This is a genomic window from uncultured Pedobacter sp., assembly GCF_913776295.1.
Lineage (GTDB): Bacteria > Bacteroidota > Bacteroidia > Sphingobacteriales > Sphingobacteriaceae > Pedobacter.
On record NZ_CAJYOJ010000060.1, the window covers coordinates 54,582 to 75,136 of the forward strand.

General features: G+C 38.0%; 18 protein-coding genes. 9 read left to right on the top strand and 9 right to left on the bottom strand.

Annotated features, from left to right (window positions below; all coding sequences use genetic code 11):
* Position 1 precedes the first annotated feature (1 nt).
* The gene (gene topB / locus QZ738_RS12550; protein ID WP_293788031.1) at positions 2–1,855 is read right to left on the bottom strand and encodes a DNA topoisomerase III; all 1,854 of its coding nucleotides are present in this window, start codon (positions 1,853–1,855) and stop codon (positions 2–4) included.
* Positions 1,856–2,056: 201 nt separating this feature from the next.
* On the opposite strand from topB, the gene QZ738_RS12555 reads away from it, so the two are divergent.
* Positions 2,057–2,509 (top strand): hypothetical protein, encoded by a 453-nt coding sequence (locus tag QZ738_RS12555; protein ID WP_293788033.1) that lies wholly within the window; start codon positions 2,057–2,059, stop codon positions 2,507–2,509.
* Here the strand turns inward: QZ738_RS12555 and QZ738_RS12560 are convergent.
* The 3 genes from QZ738_RS12560 to QZ738_RS12570 form a co-directional block, all read right to left on the bottom strand.
* Positions 2,506–3,291, bottom strand: a complete 786-nt coding sequence (locus QZ738_RS12560; protein WP_293788035.1) for a murein L,D-transpeptidase catalytic domain family protein — start codon at positions 3,289–3,291, stop codon at positions 2,506–2,508. The genes QZ738_RS12555 and QZ738_RS12560 overlap by 4 nt on opposite strands.
* Before the next feature lie 346 nt (positions 3,292–3,637).
* Positions 3,638–5,545: a DUF3857 domain-containing transglutaminase family protein gene (locus tag QZ738_RS12565; RefSeq protein ID WP_293788037.1), complete on the bottom strand. Its 1,908-nt coding sequence runs from the start codon at positions 5,543–5,545 to the stop codon at positions 3,638–3,640.
* Positions 5,546–7,519, bottom strand: coding sequence for a DUF3857 domain-containing protein (locus QZ738_RS12570; RefSeq protein WP_293788039.1), 1,974 nt, complete (start codon positions 7,517–7,519; stop codon positions 5,546–5,548).
* Between the two features lie 180 nt (positions 7,520–7,699).
* Here QZ738_RS12570 and QZ738_RS12575 point away from each other — a divergent pair, with 180 nt between their 5' ends.
* The 4 genes from QZ738_RS12575 to QZ738_RS12590 all read left to right on the top strand — a co-directional run bounded on the left by QZ738_RS12575 (position 7,700) and on the right by QZ738_RS12590 (position 13,210).
* Positions 7,700–8,653, top strand: a complete 954-nt coding sequence (locus tag QZ738_RS12575; protein ID WP_293788041.1) for a 3'-5' exonuclease — start codon at positions 7,700–7,702, stop codon at positions 8,651–8,653.
* 76 nt (positions 8,654–8,729) lie between these two features.
* Entirely contained in the window at positions 8,730–10,589 is a 1,860-nt protein-coding gene (locus QZ738_RS12580) for a M1 family metallopeptidase (protein WP_293788043.1), read from the top strand.
* 39 nt (positions 10,590–10,628) lie between these two features.
* Positions 10,629–11,453: an AraC family transcriptional regulator gene (locus QZ738_RS12585; protein WP_293788045.1), complete on the top strand. Its 825-nt coding sequence runs from the start codon at positions 10,629–10,631 to the stop codon at positions 11,451–11,453.
* 71 nt (positions 11,454–11,524) lie between these two features.
* A complete protein-coding gene (locus tag QZ738_RS12590; protein ID WP_293788047.1) occupies positions 11,525–13,210 on the top strand; it encodes an alpha/beta hydrolase-fold protein in 1,686 nt (561 codons plus the stop codon).
* A 2-nt stretch (positions 13,211–13,212) separates the two neighbouring features.
* Here QZ738_RS12590 and queG read toward each other — a convergent pair whose 3' ends face one another.
* Positions 13,213–14,145 (bottom strand): tRNA epoxyqueuosine(34) reductase QueG, encoded by a 933-nt coding sequence (gene queG, locus QZ738_RS12595; protein ID WP_293788049.1) that lies wholly within the window; start codon positions 14,143–14,145, stop codon positions 13,213–13,215.
* A gap of 135 nt (positions 14,146–14,280) precedes the next feature.
* On the opposite strand from queG, the gene QZ738_RS12600 reads away from it, so the two are divergent.
* Complete coding sequence (locus tag QZ738_RS12600; protein WP_147228577.1) at positions 14,281–14,487, top strand: hypothetical protein; 207 nt, start codon at positions 14,281–14,283, stop codon at positions 14,485–14,487.
* A gap of 62 nt (positions 14,488–14,549) precedes the next feature.
* On the opposite strand, the gene QZ738_RS12605 is transcribed toward QZ738_RS12600, so the two are convergent.
* The 4 genes from QZ738_RS12605 to pdxH form a co-directional block, all read right to left on the bottom strand.
* Complete coding sequence (locus QZ738_RS12605; RefSeq protein WP_293788052.1) at positions 14,550–16,058, bottom strand: bifunctional GNAT family N-acetyltransferase/carbon-nitrogen hydrolase family protein; 1,509 nt, start codon at positions 16,056–16,058, stop codon at positions 14,550–14,552.
* Positions 16,059–16,257: 199 nt separating this feature from the next.
* Positions 16,258–17,280 (bottom strand): Holliday junction branch migration DNA helicase RuvB, encoded by a 1,023-nt coding sequence (gene ruvB, locus QZ738_RS12610; protein WP_090979571.1) that lies wholly within the window; start codon positions 17,278–17,280, stop codon positions 16,258–16,260.
* Between the two features lie 31 nt (positions 17,281–17,311).
* Positions 17,312–18,205: a 3-hydroxyacyl-CoA dehydrogenase family protein gene (locus QZ738_RS12615; RefSeq protein WP_293788055.1), complete on the bottom strand. Its 894-nt coding sequence runs from the start codon at positions 18,203–18,205 to the stop codon at positions 17,312–17,314.
* Between the two features lie 90 nt (positions 18,206–18,295).
* The gene (gene pdxH / locus QZ738_RS12620) at positions 18,296–18,946 is read right to left on the bottom strand and encodes a pyridoxamine 5'-phosphate oxidase (protein ID WP_293788057.1); all 651 of its coding nucleotides are present in this window, start codon (positions 18,944–18,946) and stop codon (positions 18,296–18,298) included.
* Positions 18,947–18,992: 46 nt separating this feature from the next.
* On the opposite strand from pdxH, the gene QZ738_RS12625 reads away from it, so the two are divergent.
* The 3 genes from QZ738_RS12625 (at position 18,993) to QZ738_RS12635 (ending at position 20,521) form a co-directional block, all read left to right on the top strand.
* Entirely contained in the window at positions 18,993–19,556 is a 564-nt protein-coding gene (locus tag QZ738_RS12625) for a YqgE/AlgH family protein (RefSeq protein ID WP_293788059.1), read from the top strand.
* A gap of 107 nt (positions 19,557–19,663) precedes the next feature.
* A complete protein-coding gene (locus QZ738_RS12630) occupies positions 19,664–20,311 on the top strand; it encodes a DUF2975 domain-containing protein (RefSeq protein WP_293788061.1) in 648 nt (215 codons plus the stop codon).
* A gap of 9 nt (positions 20,312–20,320) precedes the next feature.
* On the top strand, positions 20,321–20,521 hold the full coding sequence (locus QZ738_RS12635) for a helix-turn-helix transcriptional regulator (protein ID WP_293788063.1): 201 nt from the start codon (positions 20,321–20,323) through the stop codon (positions 20,519–20,521).
* The last annotated feature ends 34 nt before the right edge of the window (positions 20,522–20,555 follow it).

Sequence of the window (20,555 nt, forward strand, 5' to 3'; positions counted from 1 at the left end):
TCTAAACCTTTTCCATCTTCTTTTCTTCTTCGAGTTTGCCCGATATACTTGCACCCGCAATTAAGAGTTCGTGTGTAATCATTTTAGTGTATTCGGTAATTTCAGATTTGAAATCTTTTACAGATGAACCTGAGCGGATTTCTTCCAGTCTCTTTTCCCATTGCCCCGTAAGTTCAGCCTGTGCAATCTGTTTATCTTTCACTACTTCGTAGACAGCCAGGCCCTTATTGGTAGGTACAAGGTTCCTTTTTTCCCTGGTAATATATTCTCTGGTAATTAAAGTTTCTATAATGGATGCCCGCGTTGCCGGTGTGCCTAAACCACTATCTTTCATGGCATAACGTAATTCTTCATCTTCAATCTCTTTGCCGCAGGTTTCGAGCGCTTTCAGCAAGGAAGCTTCATTATACATCGGTTTAGGCTTGGTCTGTTTTTCCAAAAGCGACTTTTCTGTGATCGGCAATTGCTCGCCAACAGCGACCTTAGGCAATGCTGCATTATCTTCATCCTTTTTATCATCTTCAGGATCGTTAAAAACTGCACGCCAGCCTGCAGAACGGATCACCGTTCCGTTAGCCACAAAAGCAACACCTGATTGAATGGTTATTTTGGTTAATTCCTTAATGCACTCCTGGTGAAATGCCTCCATCATGCGTCCAACCACCATATCATATACTGCTTGTTTATCCGGACTCAATCCATAAGCGGCCTCGCCAGTGGGCAGAATGGCATGGTGATCGGTTACTTTTTTAGCGTTAACGCTGCGTTTGTTCAAGGTAATGGTTTGCAGAAATTGCGCTTGTTTGCCAAAATCGGGGTGACCGGTGAATTTTCCAATCAGATCTGAGACGCTGGCAAAAATATCATCACCAATATAGCGCGATCCGGTACGGGGATAAGAAACCAGTTTACTCTCGTAAAGGTTCTGCAAAATGTTAAGGGTCTGATCGGCAGTATATCCTTTTTTCTTATTGGCTTCCTGCTGTAAACTGCTTAAATCGTGTAATAGCGGAGGTGGTTCTTTTCTTGGCTTGGCTTCTACAGCCGTAATGTTTCCGCCAGTGGGAAAACCAGAGGCTACATCTTCTACAAGGGCAAATAACTTTTCAACCTCTTCTTTATCCTTATAGTTTGAGGTTGATATCGCTTTAAAAACCTGTTCGTCTTTAACCAGTAAAATACTGATCTGATAATAGGTTTGAGGAACAAAGTTTTTAATCTCTAAAAAACGTGCACAGATCATCGCCAGGGTAGGGGTTTGTACCCGCCCTAATGATAGGACTGTTCTGTTGCCTGCAGATATACTGAGTGCCTGCGTAGCATTCATACCCACCAGCCAGTCAGACTCTGAGCGGCAATGGGCCGAATTAAATAGCGTATCGTAATCGGTTCCGGGTTTTAAGTTCCTGAATCCGTCTTTTATGGCCTCATCGGTTTGTGAAGAGATCCAGAGCCGTTTAAATGGTTTTTTGCATTTGAGATAATAATAAATATACCTGAAAATTAACTCACCCTCGCGCCCCGCATCCGTTGCCACAATAATTTCACTTGCCTCATCAAAAAGCTTTTTGATCGTATCCAATTGTTTGCGTACTGCCGGATCTTCTACAAAACCATCTTTTGTTTTGATCTTTCTAACAGCGAGTTTAAACTTTTGTGGAAGCATGGGTAAATGTTGCTTCCTCCAGCCTATAAAGCCATAATCCTGAGGGGGAGCCAATTGTAATAAATGCCCGAATGCCCAGGTAAAAGAATATCCTTTACCTTCAATGTATCCATCTTTTCTGGTGGTTGCTCCAAAAACTTTAGCAAGTTCACGACCAACAGAAGGCTTTTCTGCAATTACAATCTTCATGAATGGCTTATCTTTTCAAACGCAAAGATGATTAAAATATCGGCAATAGCTTCAAAAAATTACTCACACTGCCTTTTAACACAACTTTTGGTAAACAATTATCTGATATGTTTGTCACCTATTTTAGATCGGCTGCTTTTATATCGGATTGACTAACAATTTACTAAAACCTCCATCTAACTGTTACAATTATTTTGATGAATGGATAAAATTTACGAACTGAAAGGACATCACATTAAAGTGGGGATTGAGCACAAGTTGATCCGTGTGTACAGTGATGTGCAACTTTGGGCATATCTCGAAGGAAATTCGTCTATCAGGTTAATGCGGTTTGAACTTTTGGTAAACACCATTAAGGCTGATTATGAGCAACATTTTAACAAGGCGCTCGCTATTTCCAATGCCTCGCTGATTGTAGAAATTTTAGTGCACGTATATTGTGATTACCTGGGTTTATCCTTTAATCGTATAGTAAAGATAAAATGGATACAGGCGATCGTTAAAAAACTACTTCAGCGGGCTGAGGTGGTTGATTGTGGCGAGAGATCAGTTGATAGCAACCGTTGGGTATGGGATTTGCTAGCGGGCAGCCAGTCACTTTTCATCAGCATTTTGCCGGGAAAACTCAATGCAAAAAATATTAAATATCATTAATCGGTTTTTGATGCAAAAATCTGTGCTTGGTTTAAAGCTACACTTGCCGCAAGCTTTTCGTTTAAGAAAGAAGAGTAATATAAGTGATCTGAGTTATTGATAAAAATAACCGTTCGATCTGAGATAGTATTAATCACCTCATCAATCAGTTTAGCCGGAACAGCAGGGCAACCCTGGCTTCTGCCCAGCCTACCCAATTCATCTATACTGCTCTGGCTCACATAACTTGCACCATGCACCACAATTGATCTCGCTCTGGCGTTACTGTTGAAACCTTGATCCATGCCATCTAATTTAAGTGAACGGCCATGTTTGCCATAATATATCTCGCCGGTTAAATAGAAGCCCAAACTGCTTTGGTTAGAGTTGATATTGTTGGAAAAACTAGCAGGTTTATCGCCGCCGCTGTTTACGCCATGTGCCACCCAGGTATTTAAGATTAATTTTTTACAGGCCAGGTCGATAATGTAAAGCCGCTTTTTAGTGCTTTCCTGATCGAAATCTGCAATAGTTAAAATAGATTTGGCATGTAATAATCCGGAATATTTCATGTTATAAAACCCGGTTAAGGCTTTCTCAAAAACCTGTTCGGTTAATCCTGTAGAATCTAAATGAATATCATGATATATATTGGAGATGAACTGACGGTAAAGCGTATCTGCCGCTATTTCTTTAAGGGCATCATGTTGTGTTTGAGGATAATCTATTGCTTTCCAACTTGTTCCGACAATGCTTATAACCACTAAAAAAATCGTAGCAATGCCCGGGATGTATTTCTTCATTCAGTTTGGTTTATTTTGATATCGATTTATTTAAACGACGTTGAGGTTTAAATATTGCATACCTTTAATGTAATCCTAAAAATACATGATGTTTTATTAAATATCCGATTTTTAGCCGATTGACCTATAGCTTTTAGGAATAAAAATGTTTTAACATTCAGTTATCTTCCTGTGCAAAACCGAAAAATTATATTTTTCCTCAATCTATTTACGTATTTTTGTGGCACAAAGGAAATAGAAATGCCAAACAGCGACAATGATTATTCTTTCTGGACCAAATACAGAAAATTTGCCACCACAGAAATTTTGATGTACCTGATTATGATTATTGGTATTGGTCTTGGAATTATTTTTTTAAGCTAAGGGCTAGTTTTAAATAGTCTGCAGCAGTTACGTCGTTTATGAATTTCGAAAATTCCGCGTACTTTTCGGCTGGAAATGTTCCGTCGTTTAAAACAAATTTCCGGTAATAGGTTAATTTGTTTCCTGCTATACTTGCTTTGCAGGTATATTCTCCAAACACACTCTTAAAGATTTTATCCTGACCAACAATTAACGCTGAATTTACATGATCAGGCAGTGTGTAAATAATGGTGTCCTCGTCAGTATAACCGCGGTTGATGTAAACAGGTAATGTCCTTTTGCTTATTTCAGGGATGGAATGTTTTAAGTTAAAAGCATTAAGCTGTAAAAACATTTTATTCCCGTTCACCGGCGCATAGTTTCTGATCGTGACCGTTAGATCTTCCAGGAGTTCAGGCTTAATATCTTTTTTCCGGGTGAAGAAAACATTTTCAAAATCGATATTGTCAATATTATAGGTTTCCTTTAATAACTTATGCTGTTCTGTTATCGGTTTATCAATCAAAGCTTCAAGGTTTTCATATTGTGAGCCTGCATAAACAGTGTTCATTTTGCCGGATACACTTCCATCTGGCTGAATCTTTAGCTCAGCCTTACGTGTCTGCAGGTTTTCAGCAGTAGTTAGTTTCGGTGTATGCAATAATTTTCCGCCATCTTCGGTACAGGCAAGTACCAGCCTATCGTCTGTAAAATCGCTTAAAAAACCAAATGGGATTTTTTGGCTGGTGCATTCCAGCCAGGTGGTATCACCCTTTAATGGCATGCACAAGATAATGTGATTGCCTTGATCCATACTGGCATATGCCGTATCCATGCTTTTCTTTTCAGAACCTGCAGATACCACACAGTAATATGAAGCTATGTTTGCAGCGTTGAGCAAACTTTGCATGTAATTGACCAAAGCTTTGCAATCTCCATAACCCAACCGGTCTACTTCGTTTGCTGCAACAGGCTGAAAACCACCAATACCTATCTGAACGCTGATGTATCTTGTTTTATCTTGTAAAAATTGATAAATTTTACGGGCTTTATCTTTATCCGTTTTTTCGTTTTTAACCAGGTCTTTGATCATCTCAACCGTAGCCGGAGACAGGGTTTTGCGCTCTACCAGCAGGTTTTCATAAATCCACTTGCCCAGTTCTTTCCAATTGCTATAACTTCCTTTACGGTTATAATAATAAAACGTTTGCGGAGCAATTTGTATTTTGGTCACATAGGTTTCGCGTGCAGGACTGTAGGGCTCAGGTTGTATTGCCAAAACGTTATTTACTTTCCAGATAGATTTTTTCTGCTTCTCGTCTGTTAAAATTTCCGGATTTCCGTTATAATTTTGGCTTTTAATTCTTATTTCGTCAGTGGGTTTGCAGATAAAAGTATAAGTACTTTTTTCTACCGAAACATCATCTGCCGGCTTAGGCGTCCAATCGGGGATAATCAGGTTTTGCTTGTTTCTGATTTCATAATGGTAAACCAGCGTATAAGGATATTCGTTTATTGATGGCAGATAGTGTTTAACACGACTATCCACAAAAAGAGAGAATCCATCTGCGGCACTCATGTCTGAAAAATCGTTTTGAGAAAATTTATGGGTTAGTTTGCCTACACTATTGTAGACTTCTCCTTTGATGCTTTTAATTGAAATGTTTTTATCGTAGAAGAGCACTAACCGGGCTTCATCTTCGCCATTTTGGTTAAAAACGGTGATGGCCTTTTTTACATTCAGCATCACGTTATCAGGGGATCGCATGTCGACAATTGTTTCCTCATTACGAATACAGGCATTGGCACGGTAACGGAGGTTTGATGGAATTAAGTCAACATCATAGTTATCCTGCGCAAAGCTTGCAACTGACCCTAAAAATAGGCAAAGAATAATATATAGAAACCTCATTTAATTAGCCTTTTTCAGTAAAAACTCTGTTTTTTGATTCTGGATGATTTTACTGTAGAACTCTTTTAGGTAAAGGTATTCATCTGGTTGATAAATAGCTTTGTTAAACTGTAAAATCTGGCTCATTGAAATGGTGTTTTCATCCAGAGCAGTTTTCAATAAGTACTTTCCTCCTGCATCTGGCAGAGCAATGGCCATATCTTTCGGCTTTTCCAACAGTTGGTATTTTTCTGGTAATAGTATATTGATGGTGATGCGCTCGTCGGATGCTGCACCTAAATCAACAGGGTAGGTGCGTTCGTTTAAGTTGAATGGGTTTTTGGAGATGGCATTGATGAAAAACGGACTGAAATAAAACTGATCTTTATTTGAACCATCATTTATGGTAAATTCTACCTCATATTTCTCTATTAAAGAACTTTCAACACTATCCAGGTTCGAAATTTGATGATCCAATATTTTTATTCTGGTTAAACGCTCATCAAGTTTCTCTACATACTCATCCGGAGAATTGTATCGAAGTATTTCTTTACGTTTTCCGAAAGCGGCATATCCCATGCTATAGGTGGTTAACGTACCGATAACTTTTCCCTCAGTTGTCATTTTTCCAGTCATGATATAACTGGTGCTTGTTTTCTGGCTGGCCACCAGATCGATCCAGTAAGATGGCTTTTTTAAATTGATTACCCTTCCCTGGTCATTTATACACCGTAGAGGCAGCAAACCGAAAGGCAATAATGGTTCTGTAGCATCCAGTAAATAACTTTTATCAGCAATATTTACTTTGGCAATAAGGTAATTAAAATCACTCATTACCGGATAAAGTTTGTTTACCGTCCCATTATCGCGGGTAGAAAGAATTACAGCTTCCGCATCCAAACCGGCGGCAGAAAGTGCCGCAATTAAACTCAGGTTAACGTCAGCCACATTGCCTGATCTATTTTCCAGTGCCTGTTTAATATTATCTTCAGCGTACTTACCATAATAATTATTCCACTTGATCTGTTTTTTGATGTAATTATAAATAGATTTGGCTTTATCTAAATCTGTAGAACTCCCTTTTGTAATTTCTGGAATGAGGTCTTTAAAAATGTCTTTTCTTTTCATCTGGCTACCCAGTGTTTTATAAGTAGATAGCTCATAATCAATGTCTCTCCAGGTTTTGGTATAAGATGTTTTACTACCGTTTAAATTCTGGACATCAGAAAGTTCGAAATAGATAGCCGATTTGAAGTTACTGGGCGCAGTCATATTATCCTCTTCAATAAATGCCGGGATATTTTTCATCGTGTAATTGATTTTAGAACAATCAATAGGCACGCCTGATAGCCTTAAACATTCTTTGCTCAGTTCAACTTTTTGATCAGTGAGTTTCTGAAAACCACGTAACGATACATTGTAGTTGTAAATGCCCGGAATATATACCAGATATTCGCTTATTACTTTTGGAATGTTGCTTTGAAATTCCCATGTTCTGAAATTAAATAAGTTCGGAGATTTTAGCCGGTAACTGTATTCAATCACAGACCCTTCTTTAAGGTTAGGAAGGGTAAATTTGGTGAGTCTGGTATATTTAGACCTGTTTTCGGTGAAAATGGCCTTTTTATCCATCACGGTTTCTGCAAAATTATGATCTATGTAGTTAAAGGTAGATGCTTTTAATTCACTTATGGTTTCCTCGCGTGATTCGTCTTTATAGGTTGGGATAATGATATTAGCTTCTTTAAAGCCCTCTTTATTATAAATTTTAATTTTTACATGGCGTTCAAAAATTAGTTCTAAACTACCCGTAGCATCATCACGTTGAATAGATGCGGTGCCAAATTCTCTTAAAACAATAGCATTGGCATTACTATCCAGCTTCTTTTTGTCGAATTCGTAATCATCGTAGGTAATTGAACCGAAGTTAAAGTTTTGGGCATGAATGTTTAGCGACAGGAAAAATAGAAATAATAGAGGTAGTATTTTATTCATTTGAGCGTAAGTAAGGGCTGCAAGTTAATCTTAGAAACTAAGATTCTGAAATAATTTGACAATTAAATTTATAAATTAATGAAGCTGTTTACCGAACTAATGAAACCTTTTTAGCACTTTTGAAAAAAGAATTTGACATTCCGATTCAAATCTAATGTCGCCAATCTCACATCTTAAGAAATGAAATTAAATTTAAAACGCCCTTTAGCATTTTTTGATTTAGAAGCTACCGGAGTTAATGTTGGAGCTGACAGAATCGTTGAAATAGCGATTTTAAAAGCCATGCCTGATGGTTCTGAACTTGTTAAAACCTGGCGGGTAAATCCCGAAATGCCGATTCCCCTGCAAACTTCATTGATACATGGTATTTATGATGAAGATATTGCTGACAAACCAACCTTTAAAACACTGGCAGCAGAAATTGCTGAATTTATCGGAGATAGTGACCTGGCCGGATATAATTCAAATAAATTTGATATCCCTATGCTCTTAGAAGAATTTTTAAGGGCGGAAATAGATTTCGACATGAGCAACCGTAAATTTGTTGATGTACAGAATATTTTTCACCAGATGGAACAGCGTACCTTAAAAGCAGCCTATAAATTCTATTGTCAGGAAGATTTGGTTAATGCACACGCTGCTGAAGCTGATGTAATTGCCACCTACAAAGTTTTACTCGGCCAGCTGGAGATGTATAAAGAAACCGAGTTTGAGAATAAGCAAGGTGTAAAATGCATTCCGGTAGTAAACGATGTAGATGCGCTGCATATTTTTACTAACATCAATAAACCTGTAGATTTTGCTGGTCGTTTAGTTTACAATGACAACGATGAGGTGTGTTTTAATTTTGGCAAACACAAAGGTAAAACCACGGCACAGGTATTTTCGGTAGAGCCAAGCTACTATGCCTGGATGAAAAATGGCGATTTCCCTCTATATACAAAAAAGAAGTTAGATGAGGAGTGGGCAAAATTCAATGCAAAGAAAAATGAAAACAGACCAGCCAGACCTCAGCACAATACACCCCAAAATAAACCTCAGTATCAACAGAAACCTCAACCAAAGCCCGAAAAACCGGCTCAGCCAATCAATTCGGATATGTTAGAGCAATTGAAAATGAAATTTGGCAAGTAAGTAATAATGGTTAACCGGTTAACTGTTTAATTGGTATAAAACGCTATGCGCCATGCGCTTAGCCCTAAGCTTAAAAATGAAATCTATAAAAATATTCAGCCTGTTATTTTGTGCAACAATTTATGTTAGTGCACAAACCACCTTGCCGATAGCACCCGTGTTTCAGAAGGCCTATCAGAAAGAAACCAGAAATGTAGATGGCAAGCCCGGTAAACATTATTGGCAAAATACTTCTAAATATGATCTGGATGTTAATTTTAATCCTGCCAGCCGGTTGTTAAAGGGCAAAGTTCAGGTAACGTACACCAATAACAGTCCGGATACTTTGAAAGAAATCTGGTTTAAACTGTATCCCAATTTATATAAAAAAGGAACGCCGAGAAAATCAAAACTGTCAACTTCTGATCTCGGTGATGGTGTGGCTATAGAGAAAATGGTAGCGAACGGAAAACCAGTTAATGATTTTAAGATTGATGGAACAAATATGACAGTTGATGTCCCGGCAGTAATGCCCGGAAAAACCATCAGCTTTTCTATTGATTATAGTTATACTTTAAATAAAGGATCACATGTACGTACAGGCCAGGTAGATGATGGTTCGTATTTTGTAGCCTACTTTTTTCCCCGTATTGCGGTTTATGATGATATTGACGGCTGGAATAAATTCCCATATACGGGTGCGGAAGAATTTTACAATGATTTTGACCAGTTTAATGCTTCTATTACAGTACCGGGAACTTACGGTATATGGGCAACCGGCGATCTGAAAAATCCTTCCGAAGTTTATCAGAAAGAGATTGTTTCGAGAATTTTAACGGCAGAAAAAAATGATGCTGTAATTGACGTGATCACCGGTAAAGATTTAGCAGATAGAAAAGTAACTAAACCAAATGCCTTTAATACTTTCAGGTTTGAAGCCAAAAATGTTACCGATTTTGTATTTGCCTTAAGCGATCATTATTTATGGAAGTCGAGTAGTTTGGTAGTTGATCCCAAAACGAAAAGAAGAACCCGGGTAGATGCTGTTTTTAATCCAAAACATCAGGATTATTATGAGGTGATAGATTTTGCCCGTAAAACGGTAGAGGCCATGAGTTATTCTTTTCCAAAATGGCCTTTTCCGTACAACCACGAGACGATCTTTGATGGTTTAGACCAGATGGAATATCCGATGATGGTAAATGATAATCCGGTAGATAACAGGACGGACGCCATTACTTTAACCGATCACGAAATCTTCCATACTATGTTTCCGTTTTATATGGGCATAAATGAAACCAAGTATGGCTGGATGGATGAGGGCTGGGCAACTATTGGTGAGTGGCTTATATCACCAATGATCGATTCAACCATTGTGGATGAATATGGTGTTCAGCCTACAGCTTCATCTTCTGGTGGAAAAGATGACACGCCGATTATGACTTTAACGCCTGACTTAAAAGGATCGGGATCTTTTACAAACTCTTATCCAAAACCGGGTTTGGCTTATTTGTACGTTAAGGATTATTTGGGTGATGAATTGTTTACCAAAGCTTTACACACTTATATTCAGAACTGGAATGGCAAACACCCGATGCCATACGATTTCTTTAACAGCATAAATGCAGGCAGTGGAAAAAATTTAAACTGGTTTTGGAAAGCGTGGTTTTTTGAAGATGGCGTAACCGATATGGCCATCAAAGCAGTAGATAAAACTTTAGGTGGATATACGGTAACTGTTGAAAATAAAAGCGTTAAGCCTTTGCCTATTGATTTGACGCTGACCTTTGAAGATGGTACTACAGAAAAAAAACATAGCACTATTGGGGTATGGGAAAAAGGCGACCGACTGGTAAAGATTGAAATAAAGACTGAAAAAAAATTATCAAAAGTAGTGATGGGAAATCCGCACACGCCGGATAAGGTTAAAAGTGATAATAGTTTTTCGGTAAATTAAAGCGGAATACAGTGGATTGATATTTAATGAGTTTTTTTAATGCGCATATTCGAAACCTTTAAGCCAAATAGTGAACTTGTAAAGAAATATGTAAGTTATTATTACCTGCACATCACTGATGATCACAATGAAAAAAACGAGTATACCTGTTATCCTCACTATAACAATACCATCTCGTTCTACCGCAGTCATCGTTTTAAGTATCAACAAGATCACTCTATTTTGGAATTTGATATTAAATCGAAACCGATTCAAATTTATACTCCGATCAGAGAACGGCCATTGAAGGTTACGCAAACTGGAGCTGTTTATAAAATAGCTATTGTTTTTATCCCCTTTGGCATCAATCAATTTTTAAATGGTTCATCATTATTGGCATTTGATTCAGCTTTTTCGTTTTTCGGGGAAGAAGAAATTGAGCAATTATTCGAAACAGTCAATATTGAAAAACTTGTTACATTAATTGATCACCTGCTGATTAAGAAATATGCCAAAGTTGAGAATTTATACATCGAAAAAGCATTAGACTTGCTTGGCGATAACGTCAATGACATTTCAATTGATTTGATTGCTGAAAATAAACTAGGCATCAGCAGAAAACATTTAAACCGCTTATTTCGTAAATATCTTAATATCAGTCCACAGAAATACCGGTCGATTGTTCGTTTTAGAGAATTAATGTCGAATAAGCTAAGTAGTAACAGCGATCAAAACCTATCGGACCTTTCTCATCAGGCAAACTATACCGATCAATCTCATTTTATTAAAGCCTGTAAATTGCTCACAGATGTTACTCCAGCCAGGTTTTTTAATGATGGAAAGATCATCGGTAACGAAGATACCTTCTGGAAATTTCACAGTTAGCCAAATGTCCCAATTTTACAATTATGGCTGCCAGTTCTCTCTTAAATTTGGGGATCTGACTTATAATGGCTATGAAGAAAATTGCAATCGTGTTTTTATTTTTAAGTACTTTCTTAAAATTAAATGCTCAAACCTATACAAAATTAACCGACAGTGCATTGAAACTGATGCGGAACGCAAAGGATACTTTCGATTACAGGAAATCTTTGAACTCATATGAAAAAGCATTTCTACAATATCCAAAAGCGGTAGATTGTCAGTCTCTGTATAGAGCATCTGTTTTAGCTTCAAAACTTAAGGATAATAATGGAGCATTTGGATATCTAAATCACTTACTGGCGCTAGATAATGATGAAAATACTACCTGGGATTATTTAACTTTTAGATCTCCCCAAAATGAATACGAAAATCTTTTTAATGATTGCAGATGGCCAGCTATATTGGCGAAAGCGAAAAAAATGAAGGCCGGTTTTTATACAAGGCTGCGCAACCACCAGAACGAGTTTCAGGCAGGGCCATTAAAGCAAGATACATACCTTAGCGCCAAAGATGGCAGAGAGGCATATCAGAAGATTAAAAAGTTTAATTCATATCTGGCAAAAAAAGAAGTTGGTTATTCCATTGAATTCAAAGTGACAGATAGTTTAGTCACCTCATATTATATTAGTTTACCATTACACTATAATCCTAAGAAAAGCTATCCTGTATTATTTTTTCTTCATGGTGCGGTAAGTAGCAATGGTTTTTCGAGTTTTCAAAAAGCATCATGGGTTATGGACGGTTGGAACAGATATTATACTAAATATGCTGCAATCAATGAAGTAATAATGGTTTATCCGAAAGGTTCAAAGAAATTTAACTGGATGAATCCTGATGATGGTTTCTTTATGATACCCGCAATGTTAAGGGAAATTAAAAAATCAATTAATATCGATGATGATAAAGTTTTCATCACCGGACATTCAAATGGAGCAACAGGGTCTTTTTCTTATTTGATGAAACAACAAGGTTCATTTGCGGGCTTTTATGGATTTAATACGAAACCAATGGTCAGAACCGGAGGCACGTTTTTGCGAAATATTTTAAACAGATCGTTTTTTAACGTTTCCACCGATGAAGACTACTACTTTCCACCAGACGCAAATGATTCTTTAAATATCATCATGAAAAAAATGGGAGCAGATTATCAGGATCATCGATATAATGGGTGGCCGCACTGGTTTCCACAATTTGATGAATCTGAGCCAGCTTACCAATTGTTATTTAAGGACCTAAAAAGCAGAGCCAGAAATCCATATCAAAAATCTATCTATTGGGAATGCGATGATGTGAAATATGGTAAAGCAGACTGGATTGAGATTACCGCATTGGATACGGCCGGTAAACTAGCAGACTGGCATGAAAGAATTAATTTTAACATACATAAAGTTGTCAACTATGATCAATCTAAGGATACAGTGATTACAACCGATACATTATTTAAAGCATTTAAATTTCCCAGAAAATCGGGTGCAGTTAGGGCTACCTTTAACAATAATGAATTTCATATAGAAACTTCACAGGTTAGATCGTTGACCATCTTTCTATCACCAGAAATGATTGATGTAAGTAAACCGGTATCTGTTTTTATAAATGGAATTAAACGTATTGAAAAAAATCCTGTTTATGATAAAAAAATTATACTGGATAATTTTAATAAAACTTACGATCGCAAGGCAGTTTGGATTGATCAGATAGAACTTTTAATATCAAATTAATTTTATGGTTTCAAAAAGTCTATATTTCTTTTCAATCCTGCAAACTTAGTACGCTTAACCGCCGAGCCTTTAAAAACCTTTTTGAAAACATCGTCTGTAATTTCCATCAGGTCTTTTGCACTCAAATCCAGCAAGCCATTCTCCGGCTTAAAGGCATCTTCCTGATGTGCTTTAGAGAAACGGTTCCATGGACAAACATCCTGACAAATATCGCAGCCGAACATCCAGTTGCTCATTTTATCTTTGAACTCATTTGGAATTTCGTTTTTGAGCTCAATGGTAAGATAAGAAATACATTTCGTTCCATCCACAACCTGGGGTGCAATAATGGCATCAGTAGGGCAGGCATCTAAACAGCGCGTACAGCTTCCACAATAATCAGCCTGGTAAGGATGGTCGTAATCCAGGTCAAGATCAACGATTAATTCGGCAAGAAAAAAAAATGAACCATCTGTTTTACTAATGAGGTTTGAATTTTTTCCAATCCATCCAATACCCGATTTTTTTGCCCAGGCACGGTCTAAAACCGGTGCAGAATCTACAAATGCCCTTCCTGAAACTTCTCCGATATTTTCTTCAATAAAATGGGTGAGTTCCTTTAATTTTTCTTTGATAACCGTGTGGTAATCCTGTCCGTATGCATACCTGGAAATTTTCGGCGCGTTAGGGTCCGCTTGTTTTTCTTCAGTATAATAGTTTAATGATAAGGAAATTACGGATTTTGCACCATCAACCAGTAATCTCGGATCGAGGCGTTTATCAAAATAGTTTTCCATGTATTTCATTTCACCATGGCGGTTCTGGTTAAGCCATTTTTCCAGCCTCGGCGCCTCCTCTTCCAGAAACTCGGCTTTCGCAATACCACAAGATAGGAAGCCCAAACGGCAGGCTTCTTCTTTAATTAACTGGCTATATTTTGCTTTATTATTATACACTGGTTTGCAAAGATAAGGCTTAGGATTTAAAACATTTTCAATAATCGCTTGTTCTACATGCAGAAACTACATTAATTAATTATGGTTCGTCTTATGGTTAAAAATCAGAAAAGGAGAACTTTTAGTAAATGAACTATGGAAAATATAGATCCACAACATACGGAATCAGGAGCAGCTCCGAAACCGATTGAAAAAGATTACGAAAATCATAAAGAAGATCCGGGACCGGCAAAACCAGCGGTGACGGAAAAAGACGAAAACGGGGGTGGGCAAGCTTTAAAATGGGTACTGCCCATAGCCGTAATCATAGGCCTGATTATCTGGTTTATAATGAGAAAATAATAAGCTTTAGATTAAAAACAAAAATGCCGGTAAATTAAATTGACCGGCATTTTTTATGAGGACTATTTTAAAAGTTTAACCTGATAAAGGTCCTTTCTACGGTCTTTTAAAATTTTCACGGTACCGTAATGATGAAGTTCATCCAGCAAGTGCAAGTCGACATCTACCACCAGAACCATCTCGGTATTGGGTGTCGCTTCCGCTTTGATGGCATTCGTTGGAAAAGCAAAATCAGATGGCGTAAAAACGGCTGACTGAGCAAACTGGATATCCATATTATTCACCTTAGGTAAATTGCCTACACAGCCCGCAATGGCTACGTAACATTCGTTTTCTATGGCCCTGGCCTGGGCGCAATGGCGAACGCGCGTATAACCATTTTGGGTATCGGTTAGAAATGGTACAAATAAAATCTGCATGCCTTGTTCTGCATAAATACGGCTCAATTCCGGAAATTCTACATCATAACAGATCAAAATACCCACCTTACCACAATCCGTATCAAAAACCTGCACTTTATCTCCACCAATCATGCCGTAATATTTTTGCTCGTTAGGGGTAATGTGAATTTTCCTGTACTCATCTATTTTACCTGTACGGTGACAAAGGTAAGTGGCATTATATAGTTTGCCATCCTCAATAAGTGGCATGCTGCCGGTAATAATATTGGTATTGTAGCTCAACGAATATTCATGCATCTTCTGCACAATCTCTTCGGTCTTTTCAGCAAGTTTACGCATAGCCTCAATTTCCGGTAGGTGGTTGTATGGTTGGAGCAGGGGCGTATTGAATAGCTCAGGGAACATTACAAAATCTGATTTGTAGCCACTTAAAGCATCCACAAAAAATTCTACCTGTTCATAAAAAGCCTCCATATTGGGGAACAAACGCATTTCCCATTGCACGAGACCTAAACGAATGGTCATGGCCGAACGGGCAGAGGCATCAATACCCTGGTAATAAATATTATTCCACTCAATTAAAGTGGCATATTCTTTCGATTCTTTATCACCTGGTAAATAATTTTTTAATACCTTCCTTACGTGAAAATCATTAGAAATCTGAAAAGTGAGCGTAGGATCGTAAATTTCTTTAGCCTTTACCTTATCTATGTATTGCCTGGGGCTTAATTGTTCAGCATATTGATGGTAACCCGGAATTCTTCCACCCGCAATAATGCTTTTCAGGTTAAGGCTTTCGCAGAGTTCTTTTCTGGCTTCATATAATCTTCTTCCCAAGCGCAGGCCCCTGTACTCCGGATGTACGAAAATTTCTATGCCATACAGGGTATCGCCATTTGGATCGTGTGTGGTGAAAGAATAATCACCAGTAATCAGTTTATAGGTATGCCGATCTCCATATTCATCATAGTTTACAATAATAGCCAATGAGCAGGCTACCACTTTATCATCAACAGCGATACAGAGCTGCCCTTCCGGAAAAATGTTTAAAAGTTTTGCAATGCTTGATTTTGGCCAGATGGAACCTCCCATGCTATCATAAGCCTGTAGCATTGATTCTCTGAGGTCAGCGTAATCTTCGAGCGTTAGTTTACGTAATACAATATTCATAGAGTTTGATTTGTATTTAATGGAACACAAAAAGGGGCTAAATGTTCAGATGAAATATATATTTCTTTGAAAATCCTGAAGCAAGTTCAGGAGAACGGAACGTTTGATTTGATACAACAATAACACAAATAACGTCACCCTGATTAACGGAAGTAACGTCACCCTGAATTTATTTCAGGGTCTTAAGGAGTATAATATACTAAAACAACTTTCCCGTTTGTCCAGGGAAATTTTTCTTCAAATGTTTATATGCAGCTTCTGTTACTTCACGTCCGCGTGATGTACGCATGATATAACCTTCCTGGATTAAAAATGGTTCATACACCTCCTCAATAGTGCCTTCATCTTCTCCAACAGCCGTGGCAATGGTTTTTAAACCTACCGGACCACCTTTGAATTTATCGATAATGGTAACGAGGATCTTATTGTCCATTTCATCCAAGCCGTGTTCATCTACGTTCAGTGCGTCCAGTGCATAACGGGCTATTTCGGTGTCGATCGTTCCATTTCCTTTAATCTGTGCAAAATCTCTTGTTCTGCGTAAAAGTGCATTGGCAATACGGGGTGTACCACGGCTACGGCGGGCAATTTCATAGGCACCTTCGTCGCTAATCGGCGTTTTTAGTATTTCTGAAGAGCGTAACACAATGGTGGTAAGTAATTTAGCATCGTAATAAGCCAAACGGGCGTTAATTCCGAAACGGGCTCTTAAAGGTGCCGTTAACAGGCCAGATCGTGTAGTAGCTCCAACTAATGTAAATGGATTAAGCGAGATCTGTACCGAACGGGCATTCGGTCCGGTTTCGAGCATAATATCGATTTTGAAATCTTCCATGGCCGAATACAGATATTCTTCTACCAGAGGAGATAAACGGTGGATTTCATCAATAAAAAGAATATCACCTTCATCCAGACCTGTCAATAAACCCGCCAAATCACCGGGTTTATCCAACACCGGGCCTGATGTGACTTTAATACCGGTAGCCATTTCATTGGCAATGATATGAGAAAGCGTGGTTTTACCTAATCCGGGGGGGCCATGTAATAGCACGTGGTCCAGCGCTTCGCCACGAAGTTTTGCTGCCTGAACGAAAATCTTCAGGTTTTCCATCACTTTCTCCTGCCCGGTAAAATCTTCGAAAGCCTGCGGCCTTAAAACCCTTTCAATATCACGATCGGTAGGGGTTAAGTGACTTGCTTCAGGATCCAAATGCTCATTCATACTACAAATATAAAATTAAATGCTAAAAAAATTAGGATTTTTTAAATTTATCTGAAACAATTAGATCTTTCGATCCTGAAGTATATTGATAAAACCCTTCACCCGATTTAGCACCTTTTTTACCTGCTGCCACCATGTTTACCAGTAATGGGCATGGCGCGTATTTCGGGTTGCCAAAACCATCATTTAATACTTTTAGTATGGCCAGGCAAACATCCAGGCCAATAAAATCGGCTAACTGAAGGGGACCCATGGGGTGCGCCATTCCAAGTTTCATTACGGTGTCGATTTCGTGAACGCCGGCAACTCCTTCATATAAAGTATAAATTGCCTCATTAATCATGGGCATTAAAATGCGGTTGGCTACGAAGCCAGGATAATCGTTTACCTCCACAGGAACTTTTTCCAGTAGCCGAGCGAGTTGCATAATAGTATTGGTCGTTGCGTCACTTGTGGCGTAACCTCTTATTACTTCTACTAGCTTCATCACCGGCACAGGATTCATAAAATGCATACCGATTACCTGGTCACCTCTACCGGTTACAGCAGCGATCTGCGTAATCGAAATAGAAGAAGTATTGGATGCAAGGATAGCATGTGCAGGTGCATATTCATCTAAATCCTTAAAAATCTTTAATTTTAAGTCTACATTTTCTGTAGCAGCCTCTACAATTAAATCACAGCTTTGAACCCCCTCTTTTATCGAGGTATAAGTACTGATACCATTCAGGGTATTCGTTTTCTGCTCTTCTGTTAAGGTTCCTTTGGCAACTTGTCTGTCCAGATTTTTGGTAATGGTTTGTAGGGCTTTATCCAATGCCGATTGATTGAGGTCAATCAGGTTGACCTTATAATTAAATTGTGCAAAGGTATGGGCAATACCATTTCCCATAGTTCCTGATCCAATAACTGCGATGTGTTTCATTCTTTAAAATTAAAGAGGAATTTCTAATGAACGATTGTGTAAAAAAAGATTTCCTGTCATGTTAATCTATATCGGTTTTTCTGAACAAGGCTAAGGTGCCAATCTGGTTTTTGTCCAGCTTCCTTTTACCAGTTCAAAGTTTATCCTATCGTGCAACCGGCTTCTTCTGCCTTGCCAAAACTCTATTCGGTTTGGTTTAACAATATAACCGCCCCAATGCGCCGGTTTGGCCACACTTTTGCCAGCACTTTTAGCTTTAAGTTCTTCCACTTTTTCTTCCAAAAATGTCCTGTTCGGAATAATCTGGCTCTGCGGGGAAACGACAGCTCCGATCTGACTGGCAATTGGTCTGGTATTGAAATAGGCTTCTGATGTTTCTTTATCCAGTTTTTCTACTGTTCCTTCAATTCTAACCTGTCTTTCCAGTTCAGGCCAGAAAAAAACTAAGGCTGCATAAGGGTTGCGTTTTAATTCTTTTCCCTTAGCACTCAGGTAATTGGTGAAAAACCTGAACCCATCTGCATCAACACCTTTAAGTAAAACAATACGGGCATCGGGCCGGCCAGCTTTATCTGCTGTAGCCAAAGTCATTATATTAGGTTCGTATATTTGAGCATCAACAGCATGTTGAAACCATTTTTGAAACTGGATAATCGGATCCGGATCAACGTCAGATTCATCTAGCGAAGCACTTTTGTAATCTTGGCGCAGGTTTTGTAGAAATTCATTTGTAACTTGCATTTAACAAAAATAGACATCTTTTACGGTGTAACAAATGATTATCATCATGCTGAACAATATAAAACCAAAAACCGGCCGTTTGCTCATTTCAGAACCATTTATGGCCGATCCCAATTTTAAAAGGTCAGTGGTATTGTTAGCAGAGCATGGTGAGGATGGATCGGTAGGTTATATTCTCAACCAGGTAGGGAACCTGGTATTGAACGATGTGATACCCGATTTATGGGATGCCAGAAATTATATTTATTTCGGCGGACCTGTTGCTGCCGATACCTTGCACTTTATTCATCGGTGTTACGACAAGTTACAAAGTGGCGAACCTATCGGGAATGGTTTATATTGGGGCGGAAATTTCGAAACCCTTAAAATCCTGATCAATACCAATGCGATACGAGAGGATGAGGTGAAATTTTTTATGGGTTATTCAGGCTGGGATCACGGACAACTTGTTCGCGAAATAGAACAGAATGCCTGGATGGTGAGTGATAGTTTTAACCCTGACCTGATTTTTGGTAACGATGATGAAAAACTTTGGCGGGATGTAATTGTGAACCTCGGCCCGAAGTATGCGCATATCAGTAATTTTCCGGTAGATCCGAGTTTGAACTGATTAATCCAATAGCCAATTCAGAAATTATTTATTTAAAATAAAACGATAAATATTTATTGTTTTATTTTAAATTTATTTATGTTTGTTTCGTATTTAAATTATTATTTATGAAACTCTCAGAAAGTAAGTTAATTAGAAACATAAATAGATTGGCTACCATAGTATTGGCTTTTTATGTGATATTTTTGCTGCAACAACTTTTTACATCTTCTTCACCGGCAATTAGTAAGGCAGTTAAGAGCTACGAAGTATACAATGTAAAACTCAATTATTTCACAAATAAAATTGCTGAAGACCCATTAAAATCTTGGTTTCACGACACGGTTGTGATACAAAAAACTGATAGGGCTTTGGTTCATTTAAGATTTAGGACTTATGATCAATTATTCTCCTTACCAGCTCTATTGTTTCAGTTTTCAATTGTTGTTTATTGGTTAGTTATTGGAGTAATTATTGCGCTGATAAAAATGTTTTTCAAATCGCTTACAAAGGATAACGTATTTACCACAAGAAATGCGTCGATTATAATATGGGGAAGTTTATTGTTAATGTGTTTGCCAGTGGTAAGTTGGCTTTCTCAAGAACTATTTGTTTCTTGCATTGATCAGTTGCGTTTAAACGATTCCAAATATGCTTTAAGTAATGGTGAACATATTATAGCTTCTGAAACCATCATAGGCTTGATTATATTGACATTTGGACTTGCTTTTAGAGTGGGAGTTGATATCAAACAAGAAAACGAATCATTCGTATAAAACTAAGATATGCCTATAGTTATAAATTTAGATGTGATGTTGGCCAAACGGAAAATGTCGTTAACTGAATTATCCGAAAAGGTTGGTTTAACCATTGTAAACCTCTCTATATTAAAAACAGGAAAAGCGAAGGGCGTACGGTTCGATACGTTGGAAGCAATCTGCAAAGTATTGGATTGCAAACCAGCTGATATTATAGATATAGAATAAAAAAAAAGTGCTGTTAAAATTAATTTTACATCGC

Excerpts from the sequence above, each read along its gene's own strand:
- topB (WP_293788031.1), bottom strand. The coding sequence starts at position 1,855 with ATGAAGATTGTAATTGCAGAAAAGCCTTCTGTTGGTCGTGAACTTGCT.
- QZ738_RS12555 (WP_293788033.1), top strand. The coding sequence starts at position 2,057 with ATGGATAAAATTTACGAACTGAAAGGACATCACATTAAAGTGGGGATT.
- QZ738_RS12560 (WP_293788035.1), bottom strand. The coding sequence starts at position 3,291 with ATGAAGAAATACATCCCGGGCATTGCTACGATTTTTTTAGTGGTTATA.
- QZ738_RS12565 (WP_293788037.1), bottom strand. The coding sequence starts at position 5,545 with ATGAGGTTTCTATATATTATTCTTTGCCTATTTTTAGGGTCAGTTGCA.
- QZ738_RS12570 (WP_293788039.1), bottom strand. The coding sequence starts at position 7,519 with ATGAATAAAATACTACCTCTATTATTTCTATTTTTCCTGTCGCTAAAC.
- QZ738_RS12575 (WP_293788041.1), top strand. The coding sequence starts at position 7,700 with ATGAAATTAAATTTAAAACGCCCTTTAGCATTTTTTGATTTAGAAGCT.
- QZ738_RS12580 (WP_293788043.1), top strand. The coding sequence starts at position 8,730 with ATGAAATCTATAAAAATATTCAGCCTGTTATTTTGTGCAACAATTTAT.
- QZ738_RS12585 (WP_293788045.1), top strand. The coding sequence starts at position 10,629 with ATGCGCATATTCGAAACCTTTAAGCCAAATAGTGAACTTGTAAAGAAA.
- QZ738_RS12590 (WP_293788047.1), top strand. The coding sequence starts at position 11,525 with ATGAAGAAAATTGCAATCGTGTTTTTATTTTTAAGTACTTTCTTAAAA.
- QZ738_RS12600 (WP_147228577.1), top strand. The coding sequence starts at position 14,281 with ATGGAAAATATAGATCCACAACATACGGAATCAGGAGCAGCTCCGAAA.
- QZ738_RS12605 (WP_293788052.1), bottom strand. The coding sequence starts at position 16,058 with ATGAATATTGTATTACGTAAACTAACGCTCGAAGATTACGCTGACCTC.
- ruvB (WP_090979571.1), bottom strand. The coding sequence starts at position 17,280 with ATGAATGAGCATTTGGATCCTGAAGCAAGTCACTTAACCCCTACCGAT.
- QZ738_RS12615 (WP_293788055.1), bottom strand. The coding sequence starts at position 18,205 with ATGAAACACATCGCAGTTATTGGATCAGGAACTATGGGAAATGGTATT.
- pdxH (WP_293788057.1), bottom strand. The coding sequence starts at position 18,946 with ATGCAAGTTACAAATGAATTTCTACAAAACCTGCGCCAAGATTACAAA.
- QZ738_RS12625 (WP_293788059.1), top strand. The coding sequence starts at position 18,993 with ATGCTGAACAATATAAAACCAAAAACCGGCCGTTTGCTCATTTCAGAA.
- QZ738_RS12630 (WP_293788061.1), top strand. The coding sequence starts at position 19,664 with ATGAAACTCTCAGAAAGTAAGTTAATTAGAAACATAAATAGATTGGCT.
- QZ738_RS12635 (WP_293788063.1), top strand. The coding sequence starts at position 20,321 with ATGCCTATAGTTATAAATTTAGATGTGATGTTGGCCAAACGGAAAATG.